Consider the following 26845-nt stretch of genomic DNA (forward strand, 5'->3'; position numbering starts at 1 on the left):
TCATGCGAGCGGCATGTAGATCTCGGTGACCAACTCTGTCGGCGGTACGTCGCGCGGATTGTTTAGGTAGTCCTCGAACATCAGCCCGTCACGCAGCTGCCGGCCCGAGGTCGGCAGCCATTCGGAAAACAGCCACTGATAGGCCTTGTGCATATCGGCATAGGGTCCCTTGTGGCTGAGCACCGCATACTCCCCGCCGTCGAGGGTGAAGGGCTCAAGCGGTGCCTCGACCTTAATCTCGCCTTGCACTGAGACACAGGCAATGGAGCGAAGCTCTTCGGCCGACACGAGATCGGGATCATCGAAATAGACGCCGATCATCCGCATATCGGGCCTCGCCAGCCCGCGCGCGTGGAGCGTACCGAAGAGAACCTCGAACGCCTTGCTGATCTGCATATAGGAGCCTGTGTGGCGCACGCCGACAAGCGCGATGGGCTCGATCTTCCGTAAGGTAACGTTGAACATGGCTTTGGTCCTTCCGTTAGGTGAGGGTTGGAACTCCGTGTGGCTTCCCTCTTTCCGATAACGGGCCGGCGGCATGCCGTAGACCGATTTGAAAATGCGGTTGAAAGACTGGAGGTTGGGATAGCCGGATCGCCTGGCAATCTCCCCGATACCGAGATCCGAACGGACGATATCGCCCGCCGCGCGATGCAGTCTCAGCCGCTTGACGGTCGCCGTCAGCGTCTCTCCATGAACCGCGCGATAGATCCGGTGCCAGTGATAGCTCGACATGCAGGCGATCTCGGCGAGCGTGTCCATATCCAGCTCTTCATCGAGATGATCATGGATATAGGCCGAAACCCGCCTCAGGCGGCTTTCGTAGAGTGCCCATGCCGTGGTGCCGTTCATGTCGAAACCTCATGCCAGTTGACCGGCTGCAGACAAACATAACGCGATTTGACAAATCCTGCTGAATTGCCGGCGCAAAAGAAAAAGGCGGGCACCCGAAGCACCCGCCTTTCGCAATCCAGTCAGAAAAGGCCGATCAGCCAGCCAGCGCAGCCGCGACGGCCTCGAGCGCCTCGTCGGCCTTCGATCCATCCGGACCGCCGGCCTGCGCCATGTCGGGACGGCCGCCGCCACCCTTGCCGCCGAGAGCGGCGGATGCGACGCGGACCAGATCGACGGCGCTGAAACGACCGACGAGATCAGCGGTGACCGCGACCACGGCGCTGGCCTTGCCGTCTTCGGAGACGCCGATCAGGGTCACGACGCCGGAGCCGAGGCTTGCCTTGCCGTCGTCCGCCAGACCCTTGAGATCCTTTGGATCGACGCCGGAGATGGCCTTGCCGAGGAACTTGACGCCGGCGATGTCACGCACGGCCTCTTCCGAGGCGCCCTGCCCGCCACCCATGGCGAGCTTGCGCTTGGCATCCGCCAATTCCTTCTCGAGCTTGCGGCGCTCGTCCATCAGCGCTTCAACGCGCGTCAGCACGTCGGCCGGCTGAACCTTGAGCGAGGTCGCCAGCGCCTTCACGCGCTCGTCCTGTTCGGCGAGATAGGCACGCGCCGCTTCGCCGGTGACGGCCTCAAGACGGCGAACGCCGGAGCTGACGGCGCTGTCACCGAGAATGCGTACGAGACCGATGTCACCGGTCGCAGACACGTGCGTGCCTCCGCAAAGTTCGATCGAGTAAGGCTTGCCTGTCTTCGCGCCATGCAGGCCCTGACCCATGGACACGACGCGGACTTCGTCGCCGTATTTTTCGCCGAACAACGCCATCGCGCCCTCGGCGCGGGCGTCGTCGACGCTCATCAGTCGGGTCGTGACCGGCGAATTCTGCAGAATGATTTCATTGGCCATATCCTCGACCACCTTGAGCTCTTCCGCCGTCATCGGCTTCGGATGCGAGACGTCGAAGCGCAGGCGATCCGGCGTGACCAGCGAGCCCTTCTGGGCGACATGGGTGCCGAGCACCTCGCGCAGTGCCTCATGCAGCAGATGGGTCGCCGAGTGGTTGGCGCGGATATGCGAACGGCGGGCGTGATCGACGGTCAATGCCACGGCATCGCCGGCCTTGACCAAGCCTTCGACGACGGTGCCCGTGTGAACGAACAGCCCCTCGCCGCGCTTTTGCGTATCAGTGATTTCGATCTTGGCGTTATCGGAAGAAATGACACCCGCATCGCCCATCTGGCCACCGGATTCGCCATAGAACGGCGTCTGGTTGACGACGATCTGCACCTTGTCGCCCTTGGCCGCTTCGCCGACGGCAGCGCCGTCCTTGACGATCGCCTGGACCACGCCTTCGGCGGTCTCGGTGTCATAGCCGAGGAATTCGGTGGCGCCGTGCTTGTCGCGCAGTTCGAACCAGATCGTCTCGGTCGCCTTGTCGCCGGAACCTGCCCAATGCGAGCGTGCCTCTGCCTTCTGGCGCTCCATGGCGTCGGTGAAGCCGGCGAGATCGACGTTGATTTCGCGGGCGCGCAGCGCGTCCTGCGTCAGGTCGAGCGGGAAGCCGTAGGTGTCGTAGAGCTTGAAGGCGGTCTCGCCGTCGAGCATGTCGCCCTTGCCGAGCGTCGTCGTGGCATCCGACAGAAGCGACAGACCGCGCTTCAGCGTCGTGCGGAACTTGGTCTCTTCGAGCTTCAGCGTCTCGGTGATCAAGGCTTCTGCGCGCACCAGCTCCGGATAGGCGCGGCCCATCTGCTGGATCAGCGCAGGCAAAAGCTTCCACATCAGCGGCTCGCGGGCGCCGAGCAGTTCGGCATGGCGCATGGCGCGGCGCATGATGCGACGAAGCACGTAGCCGCGGCCTTCGGCGGACGGCAGAACGCCGTCGGCGATCAGGAATGCGGACGAACGCAGGTGATCGGCGATGACGCGATGGCTGGCGCGCTGCTCACCCTCGGCCTTGACGCCTGTTGCTTCCTCGGATGCCGAGATCAGCGCGCGGAACAGGTCGATGTCGTAATTGTCGTGCTTGCCCTGCAGCAGAGCTGCGATACGCTCGAGACCCATGCCGGTGTCGATCGACGGACGCGGCAGGTCGACGCGCTCTTCCTTGGTGATCTGCTCGTACTGCATGAAGACGAGGTTCCAGATCTCGATGAAGCGATCGCCGTCTTCTTCCGGCGAGCCGGGAGGGCCGCCCCAGATATGATCGCCGTGATCGTAGAAGATCTCGGAACAGGGGCCGCACGGGCCGGTGTCACCCATCGCCCAGAAATTGTCGCTGGTCGGAATGCGGATGATCTTGTCGTCGGAGAGGCCGGCGATCTTCTTCCAGAGATTAAAGGCCTCGTCGTCGGTGTGATAGACGGTGACCAGCAGACGCTTGGCGTCGATGCCGAACTCCTTGGTGATCAGCGTCCAGGCATGCTCGATCGCCTGCTCCTTGAAGTAATCGCCGAAGGAGAAATTGCCGAGCATTTCGAAGAAGGTATGGTGGCGCGCAGTATAGCCGACATTGTCGAGGTCGTTATGCTTGCCGCCGGCGCGCACGCACTTCTGCGCGGTCGACGCCGTCTTGTAGGGACGCTGCTCGAGACCGGTGAAGACGTTCTTGAATTGCACCATGCCGGCGTTCGTGAACATCAGCGTCGGGTCGTTGCGCGGCACCAGCGGGCTCGATGAAACGATCTCGTGGCCGTTCTTCTTGAAGTAGTCGAGGAAGGTCGATCGGATTTCGTTCACACCGCTCATGCTATGCCCTTCAGTGCTGCCCAAGGCAGGTCAAATCTTGAAAATTCAGTGGCTTTTATCGCCGACGTTAACCACTGTCCAGCAGACAAACAAAACCGGCTGCATTCTGATCAAGGAATGCAGCCGGCTTTGAACTATTCAGTCGTGGATTGAGGCTTATTCGCCGTCGGAATCGTTGGCGTCAGGGCCGCCATTCTGCAGCTGATCGGCGATCAGGCCGGCGTTCTGGCGGATCGAGGTTTCGATCTCGCGCATCAGCTCGGGATTATCGCGCAGGAACGTCTTGGCGTTCTCGCGGCCCTGGCCGAGACGCTGGCTGTTATAGGAGAACCAGGCGCCGGACTTCTCGACGATCCCGGCCTTGACGCCGAGGTCGACCAGCTCGCCGGTCTTCGATACGCCTTCGCCGTACATGATGTCGAATTCGACCTGCTTGAAGGGAGGCGCCATCTTGTTCTTGACGACCTTGACGCGCGTCTGGTTACCGATCACCTCTTCGCGCTCCTTGACGGCGCCGATGCGGCGGATGTCGAGGCGAACCGAGGCGTAGAACTTCAGCGCGTTACCACCCGTCGTCGTCTCAGGCGAACCGAACATGACGCCGATCTTCATGCGGATCTGGTTGATGAAGATGACCATGGTCTTCGACTTCGAAATCGAGGCCGTCAGCTTGCGCAGCGCTTGGCTCATCAGTCGCGCCTGCAGACCAGGAAGGCTGTCGCCCATCTCGCCTTCGATTTCGGCGCGCGGCGTCAGCGCCGCAACCGAGTCCACGACCAGCACGTCGACGGCACCGGAGCGCACCAGCGTGTCGGTGATTTCGAGCGCCTGTTCGCCCGTATCCGGCTGCGAGATCAGCAGATTGTGCAGATCGACGCCCAGCTTGCGAGCGTAAACCGGATCAAGCGCGTGTTCGGCGTCGACGAAGGCGCAGATGCCGCCCTTCTTCTGGGCTTCCGCGATCGTCTGCAGCGCCAGCGTCGTCTTACCCGAGCTTTCCGGCCCGTAAATTTCGATGATACGTCCCTTGGGAAGACCGCCGATCCCGAGTGCGATATCCAGTCCGAGAGAGCCCGTCGAAACGGTCTCGATCTCGACCACGCCCTCGTTCGAGCCGAGCTTCATGATAGAGCCCTTGCCGAACGACCGCTCGATCTGTGAGAGTGCCGCTTCAAGTGCCTTGCTTTTGTCCACCGATTTGTCCTCTACAAGCCGCAATGTATTCTGTGACATTCGATCCACCTTTAGGTTATTGAAGCCGCTCAAGCAATGTCGCCGCCGATGTCGATTTTGTACCGCATTTGTTCTCATCACGCAAGTGCCGTTCAAAGCATTGAAAGAAAGAGGTAAAACGGCCTGTGTTCTACATTTGTTTTATCCATGCAAAGCAAGAGCTTACAGCACCTGGACGGCGGCTGACCGCGCTTCCGGAGGCCGCACGATTCGGCCAAGACTGCATTTCGGAGCGATGAGATGAGCAAGAAGATTCTCGTGCTTGGCGGTGCCCATATCGATCGCCGGGGCCGCATATCGGGCGCCACGGCAGATGGCGCCAGCAACCCCGGCTCCTGGTTCGAGGAAGCCGGCGGCGGCGGCTTCAACGCGGCCCGCAACCTCGCTCGCCTCGGCTTCGACGTCACCATGATCTCGCCACGTGGCGGCGACCCGACCGGAGAGATGGTGAGCGAAGCCGCCGATCTCGCCGGCGTCAACGACCGCCCCTTCATCTTTCTGGACCGCAAGACGCCGAGCTATACCGCGATCATCGAACGCGACGGCAATCTGGTGATCGCGCTGGCCGACATGGATCTCTACCGCATGTTCGTGCCGCGCCGCCTGTCGATCCGCTCGGTGCGCGACGCGTTTTCGGCGACCGACATGATCCTCTTCGATGCGAACCTGCCGGAGGAGACGCTGGTGTCGATCACCGCGCGCGCCAAGGCGCTCGGCAAGCCGGTGGCGGCGATCGCCATCTCGCCGGCCAAGGCGGTGAAGCTGAAAGCCTGCATGCAGGGGATCGACCATCTCTTCCTGAACGAGGCCGAGGCAACGGCGCTGACCGGCGAGCGGCCGGAAAACCCCGTCCACTGGCCGTCACTGCTCGGTGATATCGGCCTCAGGGGCGGTGTCGTCACCCGGGGACAGCGCGAGCTGATCGCCTTTTCCGCAGGCCATGTCGCCGCGCTGCAGCCGGCCAATGTCGAGCACGTGTCCGACGTGACCGGTGCCGGCGATTCCCTCGCTTCGGGCGTTATCGCAGCACTTTTGCGCGGGCTACCGATGAGCGAGGCCATCCGCGAGGGAGCGGCTGCTGCAGCGCTGACGGTCCAGTCGCCTAATGCGGTCAACGAAAATCTCTCCGCCGATCTGCTGAAACAGGCTCTGGCTCTTGTCCCGCCGGCGAGAATTCTGCATTGAAACCCAATCAGACGAAATGGAAGATCCGATGACGAACACTCTCTCCTCCAAGCTGCCGATCACCTATTCCAAGGAAGTGGCGAGCGCCAAGCAGCGTGGCGCGCCGATCGTGGCGCTCGAATCGACGATCATCACCCACGGCATGCCCTACCCCGGGAATATCGAGATGGCCCGCAGCGTCGAATCGATCATCCGCGAACAGGGTGCCGTCCCCGCCACCATCGCCGTCATCCACGGCACGCTCCACATCGGGCTTGAAGCCGAAGAGCTCGAGCAGCTGGCCAAGGCCAAGGATGTGCTGAAGGTCTCGCGCGCCGACCTCGCCTTCGCGATCGCCGAGCGCCGCCACGGCGCAACCACCGTCGCCGCGACGATGATCGCCGCCGAACGCGCCGGCATCAAGGTCTTCGCGACCGGCGGCATCGGTGGCGTGCATCGCGGCGCGGAAGAGAGCTTCGACATCTCCGCCGATCTGGAAGAACTCGCCCGCACCGGCGTCATCGTCGTCTGCGCCGGCGCCAAGGCGATCCTCGACGTGCCGAAGACGCTGGAAGTGCTGGAAACCGCTGGCGTTCCCGTTGTCACCTACGAAAGCGAAGAATTCCCGGCCTTCTGGTCGCGCTCATCAGGCCTGCGCAGCCCGCTGACGCTGAACAGCCCGGCGGCCATCGCCAACTTCCAGACGGTGCGCGAACAGCTCGGCATCGACGGCGGCATGCTGATCGCCAATCCGGTGCCCGAGGCCGACGAAATCCCGGCCGAAGAGATGGAAATCTACATCCAGCGCGCGCTCGACAGCGCCGAACGCGACGAAATCTCCGGCAAGGCCGTCACGCCCTACCTGCTGAGCACCATCTTCGACCTGACCGACGGCCAGAGCCTGAAGACCAACATCGCACTGGTGGAAAACAACGCCCGTCTCGCAGGAGAAATCGCGGTAGCGCTTAACGCCTGACACTTGATGGGCTGATGCCCCATTGGCCGAGCGTTTTCGCCAATAAAGTGAAGCTAGCGACCGCCCCTAGCCGATCTCCCCCCTTGTGGGGGAGATGTCCGGCAGGACAGAGGGGGGTCTCACACGGCAAGCCCTACAAGAGCGCACCTCCGCACCTCACCCCTCAAGCGTCTCCTTGACCACCACAGCCAGCTGCTTCAGCGAGAACGGCTTCGGCAGGAACCCGAACTTGGACTCTGGCGGCAGGTTGCGCGCGAATGCGTCCTCGGCATAGCCCGAGACGAAGATGAACTTCAGATCCGGATATTTCTTGCGCAGTTCGCGCAACAGCGAAGGCCCGTCCATTTCAGGCATGACGACGTCGGAGACGACGATATCCACCTTGCCATCGAGCTCATCCATGATGTCGAGCGCTTCGACACCCGATCCCGCCTCGTGAACCGTGTAGCCGCGCGTCTCCAGCATCCGCTTGCCGCCGCGGCGCACCGCCTCCTCGTCCTCCACGAGCAGGATGACCGCCGATCCTGTCAGATCCTCTGGCTGCTCAGGCTTGGCCGGCGAGAGGGCAACGACGTTGTCGGCGCTCGGCGTGACCGCATCGGCCTCGGCTGCGATCGCCGGCTCGACGATATGGCGCGGCAGGAAGACACGGAAGGTCGTGCCCTTGCCGACTTCCGATTCCGGCTGGATGTAGCCGCCTGACTGCTTGACGATGCCGTAGACCATCGCGAGCCCGAGGCCCGTGCCCTTGCCCACCTCCTTGGTGGTGAAGAAGGGTTCGAAGATCTTGTCCATGATTTCAGGCGCGATGCCGGTGCCGTTGTCGGACACCTCGACCAGAACCATGTCCTCGTGCGGCATGTAGGAGTAGTTGAAGGCGGCGACCTCGGCGGCCGTCGCGTTCTTCGTGCGCACGGTCAGCTTGCCGCCCTCGGGCATCGCGTCGCGCGCATTGACGCACAGGTTGATCAGCACCTGCTCGAACTGCGACAGGTCGGTCTTCACAGGCCAGAGATCACGCCCGTATTCGACATCGAGCTTGACGTTGGTCCCCGACAGCAGCCGGTCGACCAGCATTCTCAGATCGCCGACGACGTCAGTAAGATTGAGCACGCTCGGCCGCATCGTCTGCTTGCGCGAGAAGGCAAGCAGCTGGCGCACCAAAACGGCCGCACGGTTGGCGTTGCGCTTGATCTCCATCAGATCGGCGAAACCAGGATCGGCCGGCCGCGCCTGCAACAGCAGGTGGTCGGACGACAGAAGGATGGCGGTCAACACGTTGTTGAAGTCGTGCGCGATACCGCCGGCGAGCGTGCCCACCGCGTTCATCTTCTGCGTCTGCGCCATCTGCGCCTCGAGCGCCTTCTGCTCCGTCACCTCGACTGCGTAGACGATCGCGGCCTCTTCAGGCGCTTCATCGCTCTGGTCGATCACGGCGTTGACGTAGAAGCGGAAATGCCTGTTGTCATCGGCCTGCGTCTTGGAATCGAGCGGAGGAATATCGCCCTGCCGGTCCTTAGCGGCGGCAAGCGCGCCCTGCAGCCTCGGCTTGTCGACATCCTGCACGATGGTCTCGAACAGCGCGCCGTTCTCGACGTCATCGCGCGACACGATGCCGGAAAAGAGTTTCAGGAATGGCGCATTGGTCCTGAGGATACGGCCATCGCCATCGACGGAGGCGATCGCCATCGGCGTGTTGTTGAAGAAGCGCGTGAAACGCATCGATGCAGCCGACGCCGACTGATCCCCAGCCGTGCTGTCGCGCCGCGTCAGAACGATCGACCGGCTCTCGCCTGGCGCACCGTCGCGCATCGAGGTGACGCTGTGAACGATCTGCACCGGAACGCCCTGGCCGTTTGATTTCTTCAGGTCGAGATCGAGGGTCACCGTCTTCTGCAGACCGGGATCGGCCTGCACGGACTGAATCAGCGCCAGCCCCTCGCCGGCAACCATGTCGCCGATCGTCATCGAGCCGGGAATGAACTTGGTGAGGTCGATCCCCAGCCACTCGGCAAGCGTCGCGTTGAGATAGAAGATTTCTCCCTTGCGACCCGCCGAAAAGAAGCCGGCAGGCGCATGGTCGAGATAATCGATGGCGTTCTGCAGTTCCTTGAAGAACCGCTCCTGGTCGTCGCGCTCCGACGTGATGTCGCTGATTTGCCAGATATGCAGCGGCCGCCCGCCGCTTTCTTCGCTCTGCAGGATACGCGCCTTCAGGCGGTACCAATGGGCGCCGGATCCGTTCGGCGATGGCCCCAGCGCGCGCAGCAGCCGGAACTCCTCGCGCCCCTCGCGTCCTTCGCGCAGGCCGTTCGAGAGCCTATACAGCGCTTCGTTGGATTCACGGTGGCGCGACAGAAGCGCTTCCAGCGTCTGCACCTCGGTCGGCTTACGGGCGCCGGTCAGCGCGCCATAGGCGGCATTGGCGTAGACCATACGGCCTTTTTCGTCGGTGATCAGCGATCCGTCGGGATGGCTGTTGAGAAAGGCGCGGGCAAGGCTGTCCGACTGGCGCTGCGGCATCACCTCGATGAAGCCGATGATCGACGACACCAGGAAGAAGATGCCGACCATGGCGAGCACGCCGAGAACGCCGAGCACCATCTCATTGTCGAGCGAGGTCTTGAACACCACGAAGGCGGCGGCGACGCCGATCAGCACCAGCGCCAGAAGCAGGATCCGCACGGCGGTTCCCGCGCGCCCTCCACGGTCCACGAGCGGTTCGCTAAAATTGTCGGCCTGACGGGATTTCGTCATGTACTTCCTCGCATTGCCCGCCGGCCTTCATTCGTGACTAACAGACGAAGCAGGAATCAGGCGCCTCTTCCTTCTTAGCAATTTGCTGCCTCACCAAAAACACCACACTCCATGAAGAGTGATTGAATTCACAAGCTACAGCGCCAGTTTTGCCGTTAAATGTAGATTGAGACGTTCCACAGACATTGCGTCGCACCTTTCGGTGACTGGACAAGCCGCCTCCCCCTTGTCTAGGAAGCTTAAAAGTCGTCATGTGGTTGAACGCCGCAAAGGAGTACGTGACTATGTTCGATGGCATCATGGAATCTTATGGCAGCCGCTTCATCATTGCCGCGGGCGGCGTGGCCATCGCCCTGCTGCTGCTTGTCGCGGTCCTCTGGATCATGCGTAACCGGGCATCCTCGCCCTTCGTTCGCGGCGGCCGCAACCGCCAGCCACGCCTTCAGGTTCTCGACGCCGCCGCCGTCGATGCCCGCCGCCGCCTCGTGCTGGTGCGCCGCGACGATGTCGAACATCTGATCATGATCGGCGGCCCCTCCGATATCGTCATCGAAAGCCGCATCCTCCCGGATGGGCAGGTCGAGACCACCAGCGAGCCTGCACGCCCGGAAGCGCCGCAGCCGCCCGCCCCCAGCGAGCGGCCAGCCGAGCCTGTGATGACATCCGCCGTGACAGAACCAGAGCCAGCGGTCATCGTCCCACCCCCACCGCGACCGGCGCCGACGCGTGGCCTGTCGCCGATCGAAGAGTTCGCGCCGAGAGCCGAGCGCCTGGACACCCCACCGATCGCGCCGCCACCGGCACCGCAGCATCAGGTCTTCGAGCCCGAGATCGAACCCGCGCCACGCCCTGTCCCGGTACAAGTCGCGCCCGTATCGATCGCGCCGGCACCCGTCGCACCGCGCCCGCAGCCTCCGGTATTCTCGCGGCCGGAGCCTGCGCCGATCGAAACGGCCGAAGCCGTCGATATCCTCGATTCGGCACGCCAGCGCGTCCTGACCCCGCAGAGGATCGAGCCGCAGGTGATGAGCCCGCCCACGCCGCCGCAGCGCGTCGACCTCTATCCGCCAGCACCGCAGGCGCCAACGCCGCAGCCTGCCGCGTTCCAGCCCGTCGCCCGCCCGGCCCCCTCGGCCCAGCCCAGCGATTTCCAGCGTGTTCTGGAAGAGGAAATGACCAGCAATCTGGCGGCTGAGCGCCCAATGGCACAGCACAATGCGCCGATGCACAATGCACCGCCGGTGCAGAACGCGCCCGCTCGCCCCGCACCCTCCAACATGCCGCGCCGCGATCCCGAGATGGCGCCGATCACAGGTGCGGACGCCGCCCTTCAAAACGAGGTGGCCCGCATTTTCGGCGAGATGAGCGTCAACCGCGACAAATGATCGGCGGCGGCAACGGCCGCCCCTTTCATGCAAACAAAAAAGGCACCGCGCGATGGCGGTGCCTTTTTTAGTTTGTGATGTAACCGGGATTATTCGTCCCGGTAGACTTTTTCACGACGCTCGTGGCGTTCTTGCGCTTCGATGGACAGCGTTGCGATCGGGCGAGCGTCGAGACGCTTGAGGCCGATCGGTTCACCGGTTTCCTCGCAATAGCCGTAAGTGCCTTCCTCAATACGCTGCAGTGCGGCGTCGATCTTGGATATCAGCTTTCTCTGGCGGTCACGGGCGCGCAGCTCGATGGCTCTGTCCGTCTCGGACGACGCCCTGTCGGCGAGATCCGGATGGTTTGCGCTTTCCTCGGCAAGATGCTCGAGGGTTTCGCGCGCCTCTCTGAGGATGTCGTTCTTCCAGGCAATCAGCTTCGCCCTGAAATAGGCGCGCTGGTTACCGTTCATGAACTCTTCCTCTTCCGAGGGCACGTATTTGCTAAGATCGATCTTCTCACTCAACGCGATTCTCCTGAAGAACATCTCATCTGGCGGCTGTATATCCCGACCACGGCGTTCGATTCAAGCCCAATCCGCTAGGTAAACACATTTTTAAATCTGTCACAATTTTGAGCTAACAGGCTATTTTTACGTCACTATTTTTCAAAGCCACCGTTTCAGCTTGCCAGCTGAAGTAGCAGCGGCCGTGCAACTTGCCCACTGGATTCCGCGCGCCGGTTGACGAAGACACCGGGCTGGCGCTACTGAAATAGATCAATCGACCGGGGACTTTCCGATGACCGCAATCGTGCCGCCGCCTTCCCGGATTTATCTTTTGAGACACGCCGAAGCGGCATTTCCCGCCCCCGGCCAGAGCGATTTCGACCGCCCACTGAGCGAGCGCGGTTATGCCGCAGCCGAGATCCTGGCCGAGAACGCGGCCGACAAAAGCTACAAGCCCGACCTCGTCGTCAGCTCCACCGCCATACGCTGCCGACAAACGGCCGATGCCGTGCACCGCGCGATGGGCGAGAATCTCGATGTCCGCTTCGTCGACGCGCTCTATAACGCCACGCCCGAAATCTATCTGGATATCCTCGGCGCGCAGCAGGACATGGGCGCCGTCATGCTCGTCGGCCATAATCCAGTCATCGAGCAGACGCTCGAGGCGCTGATCGGCCACCAGCTGCTGGCGCAGGCGCTGCCGAACGGCTTTCCGCCGGGTGGTCTGGCCGTGCTCGATTTCGACCAGGGCCGCAACAACTGGCGCCTGATCGACTTCATGATCGACTGACAGGCGCGCGACCTTCTTTTTCTTCGGCGTGCCGGTTCCTATATGGCGTCTACCAGCAATCGGAATTTCGCCTTGCCGCCAAGCATGACATCCTTCACCGACGACGCGCGCATCGCCTTCGACACCCTGTCGGACCGCGCCTCCGGCCTCGTCAACCCGACGATCCGCCTCGGCGTCACCGGCTTGTCGCGGGCGGGAAAGACGGTTTTCATCTCCTCGCTAGTCCATAACCTGCTGCATGGCGGCCGCCTGCCGCTGTTCGAGGCCGTCCAGTCCGGCCGCGTCTCCGCCGTGCGGCTCGAAGAGCAACCCGACGACAGCGTGCCGCGCTTCCAGTACGAGGATCACATCAAGGCGCTGGTGAAAGACCGGATCTGGCCCGATTCCACCCGCGCCATCTCCGAGCTTCGGCTGACCATCGATTATCAGAGCGCCAGCGGCTGGAGCCGCTTCTTCTCGCCAGGCAGGCTCTCGATCGACATCGTCGATTATCCCGGCGAATGGCTGCTCGACCTGCCGCTGCTGGCCAAGGACTACCGCACTTTCAGCGAAGAGACGATCGCGCTGGCCCGCACAGGCATCCGGACCGAGCTCTCCAAGCCATGGCTGGCGCTGACAGAAGATTGCGACATCGCCGCCCAGGCGGACGAAATGCGCGCCCGCGAACTCGCCACCGCCTTCGCCGATTACCTCAAGGCCTGCAAGGCCGATGAGCGTTCCCTCTCTACGCTCCCACCCGGCCGCTTCCTTCTCCCCGGCGATCTCGACGGCTCGCCGGCGTTGACCTTCGCGCCGCTGGTGCTGCCGCAGACCGGCAAACCAGAAAAAGGATCGCTCTGGTCGATGATGGAACGGCGCTACGAGGCTTACAAGTCGGTCGTCGTCAAGCCGTTCTTCCGCGAGCATTTCTCCCGGATCGACCGCCAGATCGTCCTTGTCGATGCGCTGCAGGCAATCAATCGCGGCCCCGAGGCCGTGCAGGATCTTGAGCGCGCGCTGACGGACGTGCTCGCCTGCTTCCGCCCGGGCACCAATTCGCTTCTGTCGTCGCTGCTCGGCCGCCGCATCGACCGCGTGCTCGTCGCCGCCACCAAGGCCGACCACCTGCATCACGAAAGCCACCACCGCCTCGACGCCCTGACACGTCGCCTTGTCGATCGCGCCATCCAGCGCATCGGCATGGCGGGCGCCGGCATCGACGTCATGGCACTCGCCTCGGTACGGGCAACGCGCGAGGCGACCGTCAAGCGCGACGGTCACGAATTGCCGGTCATCGTCGGCACGCCGATCGAGGGTGAAACGATTTCTGGCGAAACCTTCGACGGCATCAGGAAGACCGCGATCTTTCCCGGCGACCTGCCCGAAGATCCCTCCGCCCTGTTCGCAAGCATCGAATCGGGCGACGAGCATGTGCAGCTGCCCGACGTGAACATCGTCCGCTTTCGCCCGCCGAGCCTTGAGGAGACCGGCGGCGGCATCAAGCTGTCGGTGCCGCATATCCGGCTCGATCGGGCCATGCAGTTTCTGTTCGGAGATCGCCTCGCATGATCAAGCCGTCCGCCGACCAGCCCCCGCGCCGCGCGCCGGCCGCCTTCGCCTATGAGGACGAGCGCGAGCAACCGGAGGCCAAAACCGGCCGGCCGCCAGCGGAGCCCCGCAAGCCGGCAGCTTTCTCGGGCGAGATCACGCTGACACCGGACGAGGACGATCCCTTCATCAATCCGGACAAGGACCTCCCGGCCCTGCCCGTCGCCCAGCCCCGCAAACGCGGTACTTCCTTCGGCAAGATCGCGCTTGGTGCTTTCGGCGTGCTGTTCTCGCTCGCCTTCGGGCTCTGGACCGACAGCCTGATCCGCAACCTCTTCAGCCGCGCGGACTGGCTGGGTTACACCGCGCTTGCCGCCGTCGGCATCGGCATCCTGGCGGTCATCGCCATGGTCGTCAGGGAAACGGCGGGCATGATGCGGCTGGCCGCCGTCCAGACGATCAAGGCCGAGGCGGAAGCGGCGATCCTGGAGACCAAGCCCGCCAAGGCGCGTGCGCTCGTCAAGAGCCTGGAGCATCTGTTGTCTAACAAGCCTGAGACCGCGCGCGGCCGGGCCACGCTGAAGGCGGCAGAGACCGATATCATCGACGCCCCGCATCTGGTGGCACTTGCCGAACGCGAACTGCTCGCGCCGCTCGATCGACAAGCACGCAGCCTCATCCTCAACGCCTCCAAACGCGTCTCGGTCGTCACCGCCGTCAGCCCGCGCGCCATCGTCGACCTGCTCTACGTCCTCTACGAGGCCGCCAAACTTATCCGCGCCATGGCAGATCTCTACGGCGGCCGGCCCGGCACCTTCGGCATGCTGCGGCTGATGCGCGACGTTCTCGCCCATCTCGCCGTCACCGGCTCGATCGCCGTCGGTGACAGCCTTGTCCAGCAGGTTCTCGGCCACGGCCTGGCATCTAGGCTCTCGGCGCGTCTCGGCGAAGGCGTGATCAACGGATTGATGACCGCCCGCATCGGCATCGCCGCCATGGACCTCTGCCGCCCGCTGTCGTTCCGCGCCCTGAAGCGCCCGGGAATCGGTGACTTCATCGGCGATCTCACGCCATCGATGACGAAGAGTGACGGCAACGGTCGCAGTTGAGCCGAGATCCGTAAACCATTCGCTCCAAACGGTCGATTTCATAAATCCGATGCGATTCAATAGCTTATGCGAGACAGGCCAGTGGCCTTCGGGCACCGAAAAGCCCGCAAATGCGCTGCTTTCGACCCACTGGAAACCAAGCATTAACCATTTTTCGGCAAAACTTGACGCCAGTTAAGCGATATGGTTCGCCAAGGAAAATCCATGTACTCGCGCAAGTTTCTCTATCTCTTCGGTCTTGCGGCAATCGCCCTGTCGCCCTTCGCCGAAACGGCTCCAGCAGCCACCGCCGCCACGCGTGACAAGGCATTCTTCGAATCCGTCGCAGGCTCCTGGAGAGGTCCGGGCGAGATCGTCGCCGGCAAGTACAAGGGCACCAAGTTCACCTGCAACCTGATCGGCGAACCCGTCACCGACGGCACCGGCGTGAAGCTCGACGGCAGCTGCCGCGTCGGCGTCTTCAAGCAGCCGATGAGCGCGCTGATCACTCAGTCAGGAAACAGCTACAAGGGCAAGTTCCTCGACGGCGCCGCCGGCAAGGGTCTCGACGTCGTCTCCGGCACCGTGACTGAAGACACCGTTGTCGTCGGCCTCAACCGCGCCAAGCTCAACGGCGCCATGATCGCCCGCGTCCGCGACGACAAGACGATGAACGTCACGGTGTCCGTCAAGGTCGAAAGCCAGATGATCCCCGTGATCGGCCTGACCCTGTCGCGCCAAGTCGACGAAATGACCGTCGGCTCGGTCGAATAATCAATAGAGACAAACGAAGCATACGACGAAGCGGCCACATGGCCGCTTCTTTCGTTTCAGGCGTCACGCCACCAATCCATACTCTGATCGGCGACCTCGATCCCCTGGATATCGGCGCGAGCAAGCCATTCGCGCACCGCGACACCCTTGACGATCAGGTCGGGCGCAAAGTCTGCGAGCGGCATCAGCACGAAGCCGCGATCGGTCATCCTTGGATGCGGGAGCTCCAGCCTCGGCGCATCCTGGCTGATGTCGTTGTAGGTCAGCACATCGATATCGAGCGTGCGCGGCCCCCAGCGCTCGATGCGCTCCCGCTTCATGCCGCGCTCTATGTCGAGGCAGACATCGAGCAGCGCTTCCGGCTGAAGCGACGTCGACACTTTGGCGCAACAATTGAAAAAGAACGACTGGTCCGTCTTGCCCCATGGCGGCGTGCGGTAGAGCCGGGAGACCGCGCCGACGCGGCAATCCGCCCGCGCGTCCAACGCCTTGAGCGCCTGCGCCATGGAGTGGACGGGATCGCCGATATTGCCGCCAAGTCCAAGCGTGGCGGTCTCAAAAGCCATGTCAGACAAAATGTTCGACGCTCACCTGGACGAAATCAAGCACGCCGGGAACCGGCGCGTTCGGCTTGCGGACGGTAATTTTCGCCCGCTTGATCTGCGGGAATTTCTGACAGAGCCCCTTGGCGATATCGAGCGCAAGCGCCTCGATGAGATAACGTCGCTTACCGGTGACGATCTCCTCGATGACGGTGAAGGCGATGCCGTAATTGACGGTATCGTCGATCGAATCCGTCTCCAGCGCGGTGCCGGTCACGACATCGAGCTCGGCATCGACAAAGAAACGCTGTCCCAGAAACTCCTCTTCGTCGTGAACGCCGTGGCGGGCGAAGAAGGCGCAGTTCTGCAGGGTGATGGTGTAGGTGGTGCTCATAACGTGCCCTTCCGCTCGAATGCGTCGCGTGCCTTCAGCATAGCATCAGTCACCGCAAGTGCGTCCCTGTTGATTGCGACATCGTGCACCCGAAAAATCGCGGCGCCCTTCAGTCTCAAAAGCACGCTGGTGGCCGCCGTGCCGGCATCGCGATCGGCCGCCTCGCGGCCCGTTACCGCCCCGACGAACCGCTTGCGCGACGTGCCGGCCAGGATCGGAAAGCCAAGCCGCTGAAGCTCGTCGCAACGCGCCATCAGTTCGAGATTCTCTTGCGTGTCCTTAGCAAAGCCGAAGCCGGGATCGAGAACGATGCGGTCCAGCGCCACGCCGGCGCGCCCGGCGATCTCGAGAGACCGCTCCAGGAAAAGGAATTGATCAGCGATGACATCATCCAGCTTGTCACGGTCGCGACCGGTATGCATCACGCAAAGCCCCGCGCCGGTCTTCGCCGCAATATCTGCGATGTCGGGCTCCTTCTGCAACCCGAAGACATCGTTGACGATATGCGCACCGGCCTCGACGGCAAGTCGGGCGGTCTCGGCGCGATAGGTGTCGATGGAAATCAGCGCCTCGGTCTTGCCGCGCAGCGCCTCGATGACGGGCAACACCCGCGCCTGCTCTTCACGCGCATCGACGCTCGCCGCATCCGGCCGCGTGGATTCGCCGCCGATATCGATAATAGCGGCACCGGCCTCGACGGCATCGAGCGCATGCGCAACGGCCTTGTCGACGCTGTCGTAGCGACCGCCGTCGGAAAAAGAGTCCGGCGTGACGTTGACGATCGCCATGATGACCGCGGTCGAGCCGAGCTCAATCTCGCGGCCGTGCCCGACGCGCCAGAAACTGCTGCCAAGCTTTGCCACCTGCATTCATCCTATCGATCGAAAAAACAGCGTCATCATATTGCGCTAGCGGTGGCTATGCCCCAAGCTCCCGCAAACTTCAACATGAGTATTTGCAGAATGCCGTCCGTGTCGCGTTATATGCCGCTCCTCCTCGCCATTTCCGTCTCGCTGTCCGCTGGCTATCCCGCAAGCGCCGCCGTCGTGGCGACCAAGAGCTATTCCTATTTCAACATCAAGGGCAAAACCGCCGACGAACTGGACGAGCAGCTGAGCACGCGTGGCCCGACGGCCAACGGCTCGTCGGCCCGCCACCCCGGCGCCACCAAGATCCGCTTCGGCGGCGATGCCACCTATGTCGAGGAAAACGGCCGCTGCCGCGTCAGCACCGCGCGCGTTACCGTGCATACGCAGATCATCCTGCCGCGCTGGAACAATCGCCGCGGCGCCAGCCCCGAGCTGTCGATGATCTGGGACACGCTGTCGAGCGACATCAAGCGGCATGAGGAACGCCATGCCGAGATCGCCCGAACCCAGGCGCGCAACATGGAACGCAAGATCATGGCGCTCCCGCCGCAGCCCAATTGCGAAGCCATGCAGGAGCTGGTGACCGAGGTATCGACGCGGGGAATTGCCGAGCACGACAGGCTGCAGGCGCGATTCGATCAGGTGGAGGCCGTCAACTTCCAGAAGCGCATGCTACGCCTGCTGAATAATCGCCTGAAACCATCGGACGGCGAAAAATAGCTGATTCTCGGGCAGAAATCGACGGCCGGACCTTAGCCGCGCAATGAAAATTGTGCGAAACCGGCACGGCCCCAGCCAATGAATGGTAATTTCTCACCATAGATTTGTGAAACACAACGCGCTAATATTCAGTCGTTCGAAAGTTCAGGTCCGTTAGCCGGGACTTTCGTTTTCTGGGTTCTCCTGGCGCGTTGCGAAGCCGCGGTCGATCCTCCCTTGGCCGTAGGTAATGCGCCTACCTCGCCTCGCTCGTCACATCGGCAAGCGAGGCTTTTTTTGGCCGCTTCATCCTCGGGAGGATTATGCTTCGGAGAATTAAGCCTGGCGCTCCGGCACATGCACGGTCAACCCGTCCAGCGCCGCCTTCATGCGGATCTGACAGGAGAGACGCGAGGTCGGGCGGACGTCGAAGGCGAAATCAAGCATGTCTTCTTCCATCGCTTCGGGCGGACCGACGCGTTCGGTCCACTCCTCGTCGACGTAGACATGACAGGTCGCGCAAGCGCAGGCGCCGCCACATTCGGCTTCGATGCCCGGCACGGAGTTGCGCACGGCGTTTTCCATGACGGTCGATCCTTGATCGACATCAAGATCGAAGCGCGTACCGTCGAAAGCGACAATGGTCAGTTTGGGCATGGTGTTTTCCGGTGATCATCAATGGGATGGGTTTGGATTTTTACTTCCAACAATTACGCGAGGCAGTCAACAACGACCGCCCTTGCGCTCTTCATTCCAGATTTGGAAGCGACACGCTTGTCAGATTGCGCCACGCAAGGAGCAATAAAAAGACCCGCTGCTCCGCAATGGTGCAACGGGTCCCATGATCGAACACCTGATGGCGTCATTGCCGCCTAGCGGCAAAGCTTCAGGATGAAATTCTCCGCCTCGATGACGGCGACGCCGACGGCCGCCATGTTCGAGGCATCGCCGCAATTGCCTTCAAGCGCTTCGGCGGCATCGCGTACCCTGAAGGCGCCGACAGCGCTTGCCGCGCCCTTGAGCTTGTGGGCCGCGGCTACGATCGCCTTGCCGTCGCCGGAAGACATGTCGTGCAGGCAGGCGCGCGCCTGGCGCGCGAACATCTGCAAGACCTCAAGTTCAAGCGCCTTGTCGCCCATCGTCTGGTTGGCCAGGTGAACAAGGTCGACCGGCCGCTGTTGCGAGGGAACCTGTCCCTTGCCATGATCTGGCGCCGCGAACGCAATACTGACTGCTGCCATATGCCAATTCTCCCGTCTTAGGTCCCGCCGTTTGAATGATGTTGCGGGGGCGCAGTGCCAATCGCGTTAAATTCGGGCGCAATCAGGGCGAATTTCTCGCTATATGGTTAACATCAGTCAAACACTTCTAACACATTGGATTTCAAGGCCGCGCCGGCGTTAATTCGGGTTAATCAAGCGTTAATAACTCAGCATTTGACCGAAGGCGTTAATTGTCTAGCAGGCCCGGATGTGTCACTACGATACGACTGGGAGAGCTGGGTTGTGGAAGCCTTTGCTCGCCAAGTGGATAATGGTAATGTTTTGATACCGTAAGTGTGCGAAAGCAGCTATCCACTCTGAAATGACATACTTATCCGCTCTACGGATTTTGGGCGGACAGGTTCAGAGGCAAGGTTTGTTCGGGTGACGCGGAAACCCGGGTGCGTAGTAAACCGGCTGAGATGTAACGAGGCGTAACGGAATGGCGAACAACAAGTACAACGAATCGATCGAGGACAAGGCGTTCAAGGCGCTGGATGAAGCCCTGCAGATCGACTTCGAGGACGATGATACGCCGTCTCCACAAGTCAGGAAGCAAGACGCCTCGGAGGCAAAAGTGTCCGAAAAGCCAACTGTCCGCAATCAGCGTAAAGACGATGCCAAGCAGCAGCGCCCCGCCGCAACGCCCCGCTCCCCCGAGCAGGGATCGCGCGCGCCGGCCTTTGCCGCAAACGACGGCAGCCGGGTCAGCCCCGCTTCGCTCTTGAAATCACTCGACAACGGTTCCGCCCGTCCGGCGCTGCGCAACGCCACGCTCGTTTCGCTTTTGTGGATCGTCGGCGGCCTCGGCCTGATGTCGCTCCTCTATTCGCCGCAGATCTGGCAGATCCGCTCGATTTCCGACCTCGTCGCCCTGCCCGGCGTGATCGCCGGTCTCGTCGGCATCGTCATCCCGGTTCTCCTGTTCTACGCCTTCGCCATCATGATGGCGCGCGCCCAGGACATGCGAAACGCCGCCCGCTCGATGGCGGAAGTGGCGCTGCGCCTCTCCGAGCCGGAAACCATCGCGTCGGAACGCATCATGACGGTCGGCCAGGCCGTGCGTCGTGAAGTCTCCGCCATGAACGAAGGCATCGAGCGCACCATCGCCCGTGCCTCCGAGCTCGAAACCCTCGTCCACTCGGAAGTCAATGCGCTGGAGCGCAGCTACGCCGACAACGAACTGCGCGTGCGCGGTCTCGTCCACGAACTCGGCTCCGAGCGCGAGGCGATCGTCAATCACGCCGAGCGCATCCGCACCTCGATCGTCGGCGTTCACGACCAGCTGCGCGAAGACCTGTCGCTGGCCACCGAAGAAATCGCCGTGCGTCTTGCGACCTCAGGCGAAGCCTTCGCCTCGATGATCGACACGCGCGCCGCCACGATCACCGAGAAGTCGGAATCCGCCATCCAGTCGCTTGGCACGCTGCTCGCCGCCAAGACCGATTCGCTGCTGCAGACGCTGACCTCCTCCGGTTTCGCGCTCGCCAACGAGTTCGATAACCGCCTGGATTCGCTGACGTCTAGCCTGAGCGACCACGGCAACACCATTCTCAGCCAGTTCGAGACGCGTGCGTCCACCATGGACAGCAACGCCGAGAAGCTGAACGCCGCGCTCAACGACCGCGCCCGCCAGCTGAACGAGATCCTGATCGCGCGCACCCGCGATATCAACGAAAGCCTGACCGGCGGCGAACGTACGATCACCAGCACGCTGGATGACGTGCTCGCCAAGCTGAACAGCACGCTCGACGAGCGCGGCACCAGCTTCCGCCACAGCCTGCAGTCCAGCGTCGATGACACGATCATGGACCTCGACCTGCGCTCCGGCTTCTTCGACGAGCGCCTGCAGGCGACCGTCGCCCAGCTGTCCACCTCCTTCGACGAACGTGTCGCCGAATTCGCCAACGCCTTCGACAAGCGCGCCGGCACGCTCGACACCAAGCTGATGGAGAGCCTGAACCGCATCAACGATACCCTGACCGGCGGCTCGGATTCGCTGAACGGCATCCTGAGTTCCAGCATCGAGCGCATCGGCTCGTCGCTGACCGACCAGTCCTTCGCGCTGACGACGGCGCTTTCGACCGGCCAGGAAGTGCTGGAAAGCACGCTTTCGGGCAAGGTCGACGAAGTCGCGAGCGCGATTGGCGCCCGCACTGCCGAAATGACCTCGGCGCTCAGCCACGCCACCTCCGAAATCTCGCTGGCGCTCGCCTCCGGCACCTCGGAGCTCCACAACAACCTCTCGGCCCGCGCCACCGAGTTCCGCGATACGCTGCTGTCGACGACGTCGGATCTGAGCTCGGCGGTTTCGGCCGGTACCGACCAGATCACCTCGGCCTTCGGCCGTGCCGACGAGCTGAACACCACGATCTCCAAGCGCGCTGAGGATATCACCCAGGCGCTGGATTCCGCCCATGAGCGCATCGACGACGTCATGTCGGCGCGCAGTGGCGTCTTCCTCGGCGCGCTTTCCGACAGCCAGTCGCGCTTCGAAAACACCCTTGCCAGCCGCTCGGAAGCGATCATCGAAGCCGTCACCGGCAGCCATGACCGCCTCGCCGATACGCTCGATGACAAGGCCATGGCGCTCGCGATCTCGCTCAACGAAAGCCAGAGCCGCTTCGAGGAGACGCTTGGCTCGCAGGTCGATGCCATCGCCGGCTCCATCGCCTCCGGTCATGATCGTCTTGCCGAGACGCTCGACGACCGCGCCATGGCGCTCGCCATCTCGCTCAATGAAGGCCACAGCCGCATCGAGGACACACTCGGCTCGCATGCCGGCGCCATCTCGCAGTCGCTGGCAGCAGGCGAGCGCAAGCTTGCCGACGCCATCGCCGAACGCAGCGCCGCCTTCAATGCCTCGATGAACGAGGGCCGCAGCCTGATCGAGACCGCGCTCGACACCCGCGCGGAAGCGATCTCGCAATCGCTCGCCGCCGGCCAGGAGAAGCTGACCGAAGCGATCGACGACCGCGCCATGGCCTTCGCCATCTCGCTCGACGACAGCCAGGGCCGCCTCGCCGATACGCTGGCGCACCACGCCGATGGCATTGCGGCCTCGCTCTCCAGCGGTCACGACCGCATCAGCGAAGCGCTCGAAGACAAGTCCATGGGCTTGGCGATCGCGCTCAACGAAGGCCACTCGCGCCTCGAAGACACGCTCGGCCGCCATGCCGGCAACATCGCGACCTCTCTCGCCAGCGGCCACGACCGGATCAACGAAGCCCTCGACGACAAGGCGATGGGTCTTGCGATCGCACTCAACGAAGGCCATTCGCGCCTTGAGGACACGCTCGGCCACCATGCCGAAAGCATCGCGAACTCGCTAGTCAGCGGCCACGACCGTATCGAAAGCACGCTTTCGCAGAACGCCAAGTCGATCAACGACACGGTTGCCGACGTGCACGACCGCCTCGCCGACACGCTCGCCGAAAAGTCCATGGCGCTTGCCATCTCGCTCGGCGACAGCCAGAGCCGCTTCGACGAGGTTCTGGACGCCCGCACCAATGCGCTGATCGATAGCGTCGCCGGAGCCGAAGCTCGCGTCGCCGGCGCCTTCACCGACAAGGCCCAGGAAATCCGCGGCGCCTACACCGAAAATCAGCAGCGCCTGGAACGCACGCTCGCCGAACACGCCTCCTCCATCTCCAGCACCATCACCGATGGTACCGACCGCATCGAAGGTGGCCTGACCTCCGCCGCCGACCGCTTCGAGGCGCTGACTGGCAATGCCACGACCAAGCTGGAAGACGGCCTCGTTTCGGCGCATGCCCGCATCCGCGCCACGCTCGACGACCGCACGCAGGCGATCAACCTGACGCTCAATGAAGCGCATGCCCAGCTTGGCGATACGCTCTCCGACCAGGCGACCACCATCGGCGCCTCGATCGCCGCAAGCGTCAGCATGCTCGAAATGTCGCTGGAAGATCGCGAAGCCTCCATTCGCCAGGCGATCGACAACAGCGCCCAGTCGCTCGAAGACCGCCTGCGCGACAGCACCGGCAACATCGCCGGTCGCTTCCAGACCGCGGCCGACGAAATTTCCCGCTCGACGGAGAGCTTCGCCTCGCACCTCGACCAGTCGATCGAAGGCATGACCGGCCGCTTCGCCGACACCGGCTCGCGCGTCGAAGCCGGCCTCGCAGCGCTTGAAAACCGGATTCGCGACGGCGTCGGCGGTGTTGCACAGCAGGTCGATGCCGCGGGCGAACGCCTGACGGGCACACTGACGGATGGCATCTCAAGGCTCGGCGCTCTCAGCGACGAAACCTCCGGCCGCATCGCATCCGCTGTCGATGATAGCATTGCCAAGTTCTCCGAGACGATCGATGGCCGCACCAGCCACCTCGCCTCCGAGATCGACAGCCGCGCCGCCAGCCTGACTGACGGTATCGACGCCCGCACCGCAGGTATCGGCGAAGCCATGGACCGTGGCACCGCCAAGATCGACGAACGTCTGTCCACCATGGACCGCGCGCTCAACGTCGGCCTCGACGCCGTCAACCGCACGATCGAAGGCAAGGCCGCCGGCCTCGCCGCCTCGCTGCGCAGCGCGGTCGCCGACACCACGCAGGGCATGGACGAGGAAGCCACGCGCGCCGCAGCCTCCCTCAGCCAGACCGGCCAGCAGTTCGCCGAAGGCCTCGACGCCAAGAGCAGCGATTTCGCCCGTTCGATGGGTGAGCGCTCCGAGCAGATCGTCGGCCGTGTTTCCGAGGCGCAGAACCGCCTCGCCGGCCAGGCCGCAGCCGTCGCCCAGACCTTCTCCGAAGCGGGCAACGCCATCATCAACAAGGTGGCAGAGGCCGAAACGCTCGTCAGCGGCCAGGTCGGCGCCATCTCCAAGGCGCTGAACGACGCGCAGAACACCTTCGCCAGCCACGGCACGGATATCCGCACGACGATCGCAAGCGCCAGCGAAGAGATCGCCTCCACCATGGCCGATGTCGACCGCGCGCTCGAAGCCCGCGGCAATGCGATCCGCAGCGGCCTTGAAGAGCGCTCGCGCGAACTTGACGGCACGCTCAACACCGTGGAGCAGGCCCTCGAAGCGCGTGGAAGCTCGATCCGCGCCGCCCTCGATGACCGCACCCGCGAGCTGAACTCCATGCTCGCAGGCCGCACGACCGAGCTGTCGCGCATTCTCGACGAGACCGCCCGCCCGATGATCGATCGCTACGCGCAGACCGGCCGCGAGGCCGCGGCGCAGATCACGTCTGCCGGCGAACAGAGTGCTGCACAGATCACCGCCGCCAGCGAGCAGAGTGCTGCGCAGCTCACGGCGGCGAGCGACCAGAGCGCCGAGCGCCTGCGCACCGAAAACACCGCTTTGATCGACGCGATCAACGCCCGCACCGAACGCGCCACCTCGGCCGTCGATGCGATTGAAAACAGCCTGCTCTCCAACGTCAACCGCCTGATCGACCGCCTGTCCGACAACAGCATGGTCATGGGCCAGATGATGAGCCGCGCGGCCGAAGAGCTGAGCGCCGTGGATGGCCGCCTCGGCGACACCACCTCGCGCTTCACCGACTCGGCCTCCAAGGCCGCCGAAATGGTCGCAGCCTCGACCCGCCTTCTCGAAGGCAAGGTCGATCGCCTCTCCGACATCTCCGGCCAGACGCTTTCGCAGGTCGGCAGCATCATCGGCCGTTTCGACGAGCACTCCAAGGTTCTGACGCAGGCCTCCAGCCTGCTCGGCGCCGCCCAGTCCAACCTCGTCTCGACGCTGGAAGATCGCGAATCCGCGCTGCAGACGCTGTCGGTCGGCCTCGTCCAGCGCTCGGAAGACATCGAAAAGACGATGCGTGCCCTCGGCAGCATGGTCGACTCGGCCTTCGATCGCGCCGAACAGCGCTCGAACCAGGTCAGCCACAATCTGCGCCAAGGCGTGCAGTCGTCCTTCGCCGATATCAGCACCACGCTCTCGGATGCCGAAAAGCGCGCCGCGGAAGCCGCCGAAGCGATGCGCAGCAGCGTCAGCAAGGCCAGCGAAGACGTCAACGCGACGCTCGACACCACGCTTGGCAATGCCGAGCGCCGCTCCGGCGAACTCGCCAACCGCGTTCGCGGCGGCCTGACGGCGTCGCTGTCGGAAGTCGAGCGCATGATGGGCGACGCAGGTCGCCTGTCGGATGGCGCCGCACAGCAGATGCGTGAATCGCTGCGCGAAGCCGTCGACGAAGCCGTCGCCCGCTTCTCTGGCGCTACCGAGGAAATCCGCCGCTCCGCCGGCGATATCCGCAAGGAACTGGACATGACGCGCAGCGAGCTGAAGCGCGGCGCGTTCGACCTGCCCGAGGAAGCCAAGGAAAGCGCGGCTGCCATGCGCCGCGCCGTCTCCGAGCAGATCAAGGCGCTGCAGGACATCTCGCACATCGTCGGCCGCTCGACGCAGCAGCTCGAAGTTTCCGAGCCCGCCGCCCGCACGCTTGCCCAGCCCCAGCAGCCGCAGCCACAACCTGCGCCGCGCCAGGCGCCGGTGCAGCCCGCGATCCAGCAGCAGCCGCAACCGGCTCCAGTACCGGCCCCTGCGCCGTTGCCGACCCCGGCCGCGGCCGCCATTCCGCCCTCCTCGATCGAAGGCTTCGGCCTGCGCGGTTCGCTCGGCACTGCGGCAGCAACGCCCGCGACGCCGCAGCGCGCGCCTGCCGTGACCCAGGCGCCTGCTGCATCGCCAGCATCCGGCGGCTGGATCAGCGACCTGCTTCGCGGCGCATCGCGCGACGAGAGCGCAGAGGAATCCGTTGCCCGCCAGCCGGCGCCCCGCGTAGAGGCACCGGCACCCCAGGCGCCGCGCGCCGGCGACAACCGCAATCCGCGCCACGTGGTGGAATCGCTGAACTCGCTCTCCGTCGATATCGCCCGCGCCATCGATCACGATGCCTCGGTCGATCTGTGGCGCCGCTACCAGCGTGGCGAACGCGACGTCTTCACGCGCCGCCTCTACACGCTGAAGGGCCAGCAGACCTTCGACGAGATCAAGCACAAGTATGACCGCGAGCCGGAATTCCGCACTGCCGTCAACCGCTACATCGCCGACTTCGAAAAGCTGCTCGCCGACGTCGCCCGCACCGACCGCGACCGGACGATCACCCAGTCCTACCTGACGTCAGACACCGGCAAGGTCTACACCATGCTCGCCCACGCGGCAGGCCGCCTGAACTAAGGCGGAACGAGAGACAAACAAAAGGCCGCATCGGAAACGATGCGGCCTTTTTGTTCTGTTGGCTTGGGCCGAAC

Annotated in this window: 19 protein-coding genes; 9 read left to right on the forward strand and 10 right to left on the reverse strand. The window is 63.4% G+C overall.

The genetic code is table 11. The features are described 5' to 3' along the window. The 3 genes from ACIQUB_RS28030 to recA form a co-directional block, all read right to left on the reverse strand. Positions 1–852 (reverse strand): GyrI-like domain-containing protein, encoded by an 852-nt coding sequence (locus ACIQUB_RS28030; protein WP_402934313.1) that lies wholly within the window; start codon positions 850–852, stop codon positions 1–3. 136 nt (positions 853–988) lie between these two features. Further along, positions 989–3649, reverse strand: coding sequence for an alanine--tRNA ligase (gene alaS, locus ACIQUB_RS28035; RefSeq protein ID WP_113236604.1), 2661 nt, complete (start codon positions 3647–3649; stop codon positions 989–991). 156 nt (positions 3650–3805) lie between these two features. Continuing rightward, complete coding sequence (recA, locus tag ACIQUB_RS28040) at positions 3806–4882, reverse strand: recombinase RecA (RefSeq protein ID WP_047512212.1); 1077 nt, start codon at positions 4880–4882, stop codon at positions 3806–3808. Between the two features lie 240 nt (positions 4883–5122). On the opposite strand from recA, the gene ACIQUB_RS28045 reads away from it, so the two are divergent. Continuing rightward, positions 5123–6067: a carbohydrate kinase family protein gene (locus ACIQUB_RS28045; protein ID WP_113236603.1), complete on the forward strand. Its 945-nt coding sequence runs from the start codon at positions 5123–5125 to the stop codon at positions 6065–6067. A 28-nt stretch (positions 6068–6095) separates the two neighbouring features. After that, complete coding sequence (locus ACIQUB_RS28050; protein WP_026283681.1) at positions 6096–7022, forward strand: pseudouridine-5'-phosphate glycosidase; 927 nt, start codon at positions 6096–6098, stop codon at positions 7020–7022. 156 nt (positions 7023–7178) lie between these two features. Here ACIQUB_RS28050 and cckA read toward each other — a convergent pair whose 3' ends face one another. Then, positions 7179–9779, reverse strand: a complete 2601-nt coding sequence (cckA, locus tag ACIQUB_RS28055) for a cell cycle histidine kinase CckA (RefSeq protein WP_402934318.1) — start codon at positions 9777–9779, stop codon at positions 7179–7181. A gap of 284 nt (positions 9780–10063) precedes the next feature. Here cckA and ACIQUB_RS28060 point away from each other — a divergent pair, with 284 nt between their 5' ends. Then, positions 10064–11164, forward strand: a complete 1101-nt coding sequence (locus ACIQUB_RS28060) for a flagellar biosynthetic protein FliO (RefSeq protein WP_402934321.1) — start codon at positions 10064–10066, stop codon at positions 11162–11164. Between the two features lie 89 nt (positions 11165–11253). Here the strand turns inward: ACIQUB_RS28060 and dksA are convergent, their stop codons facing one another. Next, positions 11254–11673, reverse strand: coding sequence for an RNA polymerase-binding protein DksA (gene dksA, locus ACIQUB_RS28065; RefSeq protein ID WP_018900535.1), 420 nt, complete (start codon positions 11671–11673; stop codon positions 11254–11256). A 274-nt stretch (positions 11674–11947) separates the two neighbouring features. On the opposite strand from dksA, the gene ACIQUB_RS28070 reads away from it, so the two are divergent. The 4 genes from ACIQUB_RS28070 (at position 11948) to ACIQUB_RS28085 (ending at position 15834) form a co-directional block, all read left to right on the forward strand. Next, the gene (locus ACIQUB_RS28070; RefSeq protein WP_018900536.1) at positions 11948–12445 is read left to right on the forward strand and encodes a histidine phosphatase family protein; all 498 of its coding nucleotides are present in this window, start codon (positions 11948–11950) and stop codon (positions 12443–12445) included. 72 nt (positions 12446–12517) lie between these two features. Then, on the forward strand, positions 12518–13993 hold the full coding sequence (locus ACIQUB_RS28075; protein ID WP_113236262.1) for a YcjX family protein: 1476 nt from the start codon (positions 12518–12520) through the stop codon (positions 13991–13993). After that, a complete protein-coding gene (locus ACIQUB_RS28080; RefSeq protein ID WP_113236261.1) occupies positions 13990–15081 on the forward strand; it encodes a TIGR01620 family protein in 1092 nt (363 codons plus the stop codon). Before ACIQUB_RS28075 ends, ACIQUB_RS28080 begins: the two co-directional genes overlap by 4 nt. Before the next feature lie 204 nt (positions 15082–15285). Beyond that, positions 15286–15834 carry a hypothetical protein gene (locus ACIQUB_RS28085; protein ID WP_047512225.1) on the forward strand — a complete coding sequence of 183 codons (549 nt, stop codon included), beginning with the start codon at positions 15286–15288 and terminating at the stop codon, positions 15832–15834. Between the two features lie 56 nt (positions 15835–15890). Here ACIQUB_RS28085 and folK read toward each other — a convergent pair whose 3' ends face one another. Genes folK through folP form a run of 3 tightly spaced genes read right to left on the reverse strand, consistent with a single transcriptional unit; the run spans position 15891 to position 17639 of the window. Continuing rightward, positions 15891–16400, reverse strand: coding sequence for a 2-amino-4-hydroxy-6-hydroxymethyldihydropteridine diphosphokinase (gene folK / locus ACIQUB_RS28090; RefSeq protein WP_402934328.1), 510 nt, complete (start codon positions 16398–16400; stop codon positions 15891–15893). 1 nt (position 16401) lies between these two features. Next, positions 16402–16770 carry a dihydroneopterin aldolase gene (folB, locus tag ACIQUB_RS28095; RefSeq protein WP_018900541.1) on the reverse strand — a complete coding sequence of 123 codons (369 nt, stop codon included), beginning with the start codon at positions 16768–16770 and terminating at the stop codon, positions 16402–16404. After that, positions 16767–17639, reverse strand: a complete 873-nt coding sequence (folP, locus tag ACIQUB_RS28100) for a dihydropteroate synthase (protein ID WP_113236259.1) — start codon at positions 17637–17639, stop codon at positions 16767–16769. Before folP ends, folB begins: the two co-directional genes overlap by 4 nt. A gap of 93 nt (positions 17640–17732) precedes the next feature. On the opposite strand from folP, the gene ACIQUB_RS28105 reads away from it, so the two are divergent. Further along, positions 17733–18359, forward strand: coding sequence for a DUF922 domain-containing Zn-dependent protease (locus ACIQUB_RS28105; protein ID WP_112941636.1), 627 nt, complete (start codon positions 17733–17735; stop codon positions 18357–18359). 315 nt (positions 18360–18674) lie between these two features. Here ACIQUB_RS28105 and ACIQUB_RS28110 read toward each other — a convergent pair whose 3' ends face one another. Next, a complete protein-coding gene (locus ACIQUB_RS28110) occupies positions 18675–18995 on the reverse strand; it encodes a 2Fe-2S iron-sulfur cluster-binding protein (protein ID WP_018900544.1) in 321 nt (106 codons plus the stop codon). Between the two features lie 215 nt (positions 18996–19210). Beyond that, positions 19211–19579, reverse strand: a complete 369-nt coding sequence (locus ACIQUB_RS28115) for an Hpt domain-containing protein (protein ID WP_018900545.1) — start codon at positions 19577–19579, stop codon at positions 19211–19213. 463 nt (positions 19580–20042) lie between these two features. On the opposite strand from ACIQUB_RS28115, the gene ACIQUB_RS28120 reads away from it, so the two are divergent. Beyond that, positions 20043–26771 (forward strand): hypothetical protein, encoded by a 6729-nt coding sequence (locus tag ACIQUB_RS28120; protein WP_113236257.1) that lies wholly within the window; start codon positions 20043–20045, stop codon positions 26769–26771. Positions 26772–26845 lie beyond the last annotated feature (74 nt).

Origin of the sequence: Rhizobium sp. NPDC090275 (assembly GCF_044772225.1) — a bacterium.
GTDB lineage: Bacteria > Pseudomonadota > Alphaproteobacteria > Rhizobiales > Rhizobiaceae > Rhizobium.

Bases quoted from the DNA above. Each gene is read 5' to 3' on its own strand.
- ACIQUB_RS28030 (WP_402934313.1), bottom strand. From the start codon at position 852: ATGAACGGCACCACGGCATGGGCACTCTACGAAAGCCGCCTGAGGCGG.
- alaS (WP_113236604.1), bottom strand. From the start codon at position 3,649: ATGAGCGGTGTGAACGAAATCCGATCGACCTTCCTCGACTACTTCAAG.
- recA (WP_047512212.1), bottom strand. From the start codon at position 4,882: ATGTCACAGAATACATTGCGGCTTGTAGAGGACAAATCGGTGGACAAA.
- ACIQUB_RS28045 (WP_113236603.1), top strand. From the start codon at position 5,123: ATGAGCAAGAAGATTCTCGTGCTTGGCGGTGCCCATATCGATCGCCGG.
- ACIQUB_RS28050 (WP_026283681.1), top strand. From the start codon at position 6,096: ATGACGAACACTCTCTCCTCCAAGCTGCCGATCACCTATTCCAAGGAA.
- cckA (WP_402934318.1), bottom strand. From the start codon at position 9,779: ATGACGAAATCCCGTCAGGCCGACAATTTTAGCGAACCGCTCGTGGAC.
- ACIQUB_RS28060 (WP_402934321.1), top strand. From the start codon at position 10,064: ATGTTCGATGGCATCATGGAATCTTATGGCAGCCGCTTCATCATTGCC.
- ACIQUB_RS28070 (WP_018900536.1), top strand. From the start codon at position 11,948: ATGACCGCAATCGTGCCGCCGCCTTCCCGGATTTATCTTTTGAGACAC.
- ACIQUB_RS28080 (WP_113236261.1), top strand. From the start codon at position 13,990: ATGATCAAGCCGTCCGCCGACCAGCCCCCGCGCCGCGCGCCGGCCGCC.
- ACIQUB_RS28085 (WP_047512225.1), top strand. From the start codon at position 15,286: ATGTACTCGCGCAAGTTTCTCTATCTCTTCGGTCTTGCGGCAATCGCC.
- folK (WP_402934328.1), bottom strand. From the start codon at position 16,400: ATGGCTTTTGAGACCGCCACGCTTGGACTTGGCGGCAATATCGGCGAT.
- folB (WP_018900541.1), bottom strand. From the start codon at position 16,770: ATGAGCACCACCTACACCATCACCCTGCAGAACTGCGCCTTCTTCGCC.
- folP (WP_113236259.1), bottom strand. From the start codon at position 17,639: ATGCAGGTGGCAAAGCTTGGCAGCAGTTTCTGGCGCGTCGGGCACGGC.
- ACIQUB_RS28105 (WP_112941636.1), top strand. From the start codon at position 17,733: ATGCCGTCCGTGTCGCGTTATATGCCGCTCCTCCTCGCCATTTCCGTC.
- ACIQUB_RS28110 (WP_018900544.1), bottom strand. From the start codon at position 18,995: ATGCCCAAACTGACCATTGTCGCTTTCGACGGTACGCGCTTCGATCTT.
- ACIQUB_RS28115 (WP_018900545.1), bottom strand. From the start codon at position 19,579: ATGGCAGCAGTCAGTATTGCGTTCGCGGCGCCAGATCATGGCAAGGGA.
- ACIQUB_RS28120 (WP_113236257.1), top strand. From the start codon at position 20,043: ATGGCGAACAACAAGTACAACGAATCGATCGAGGACAAGGCGTTCAAG.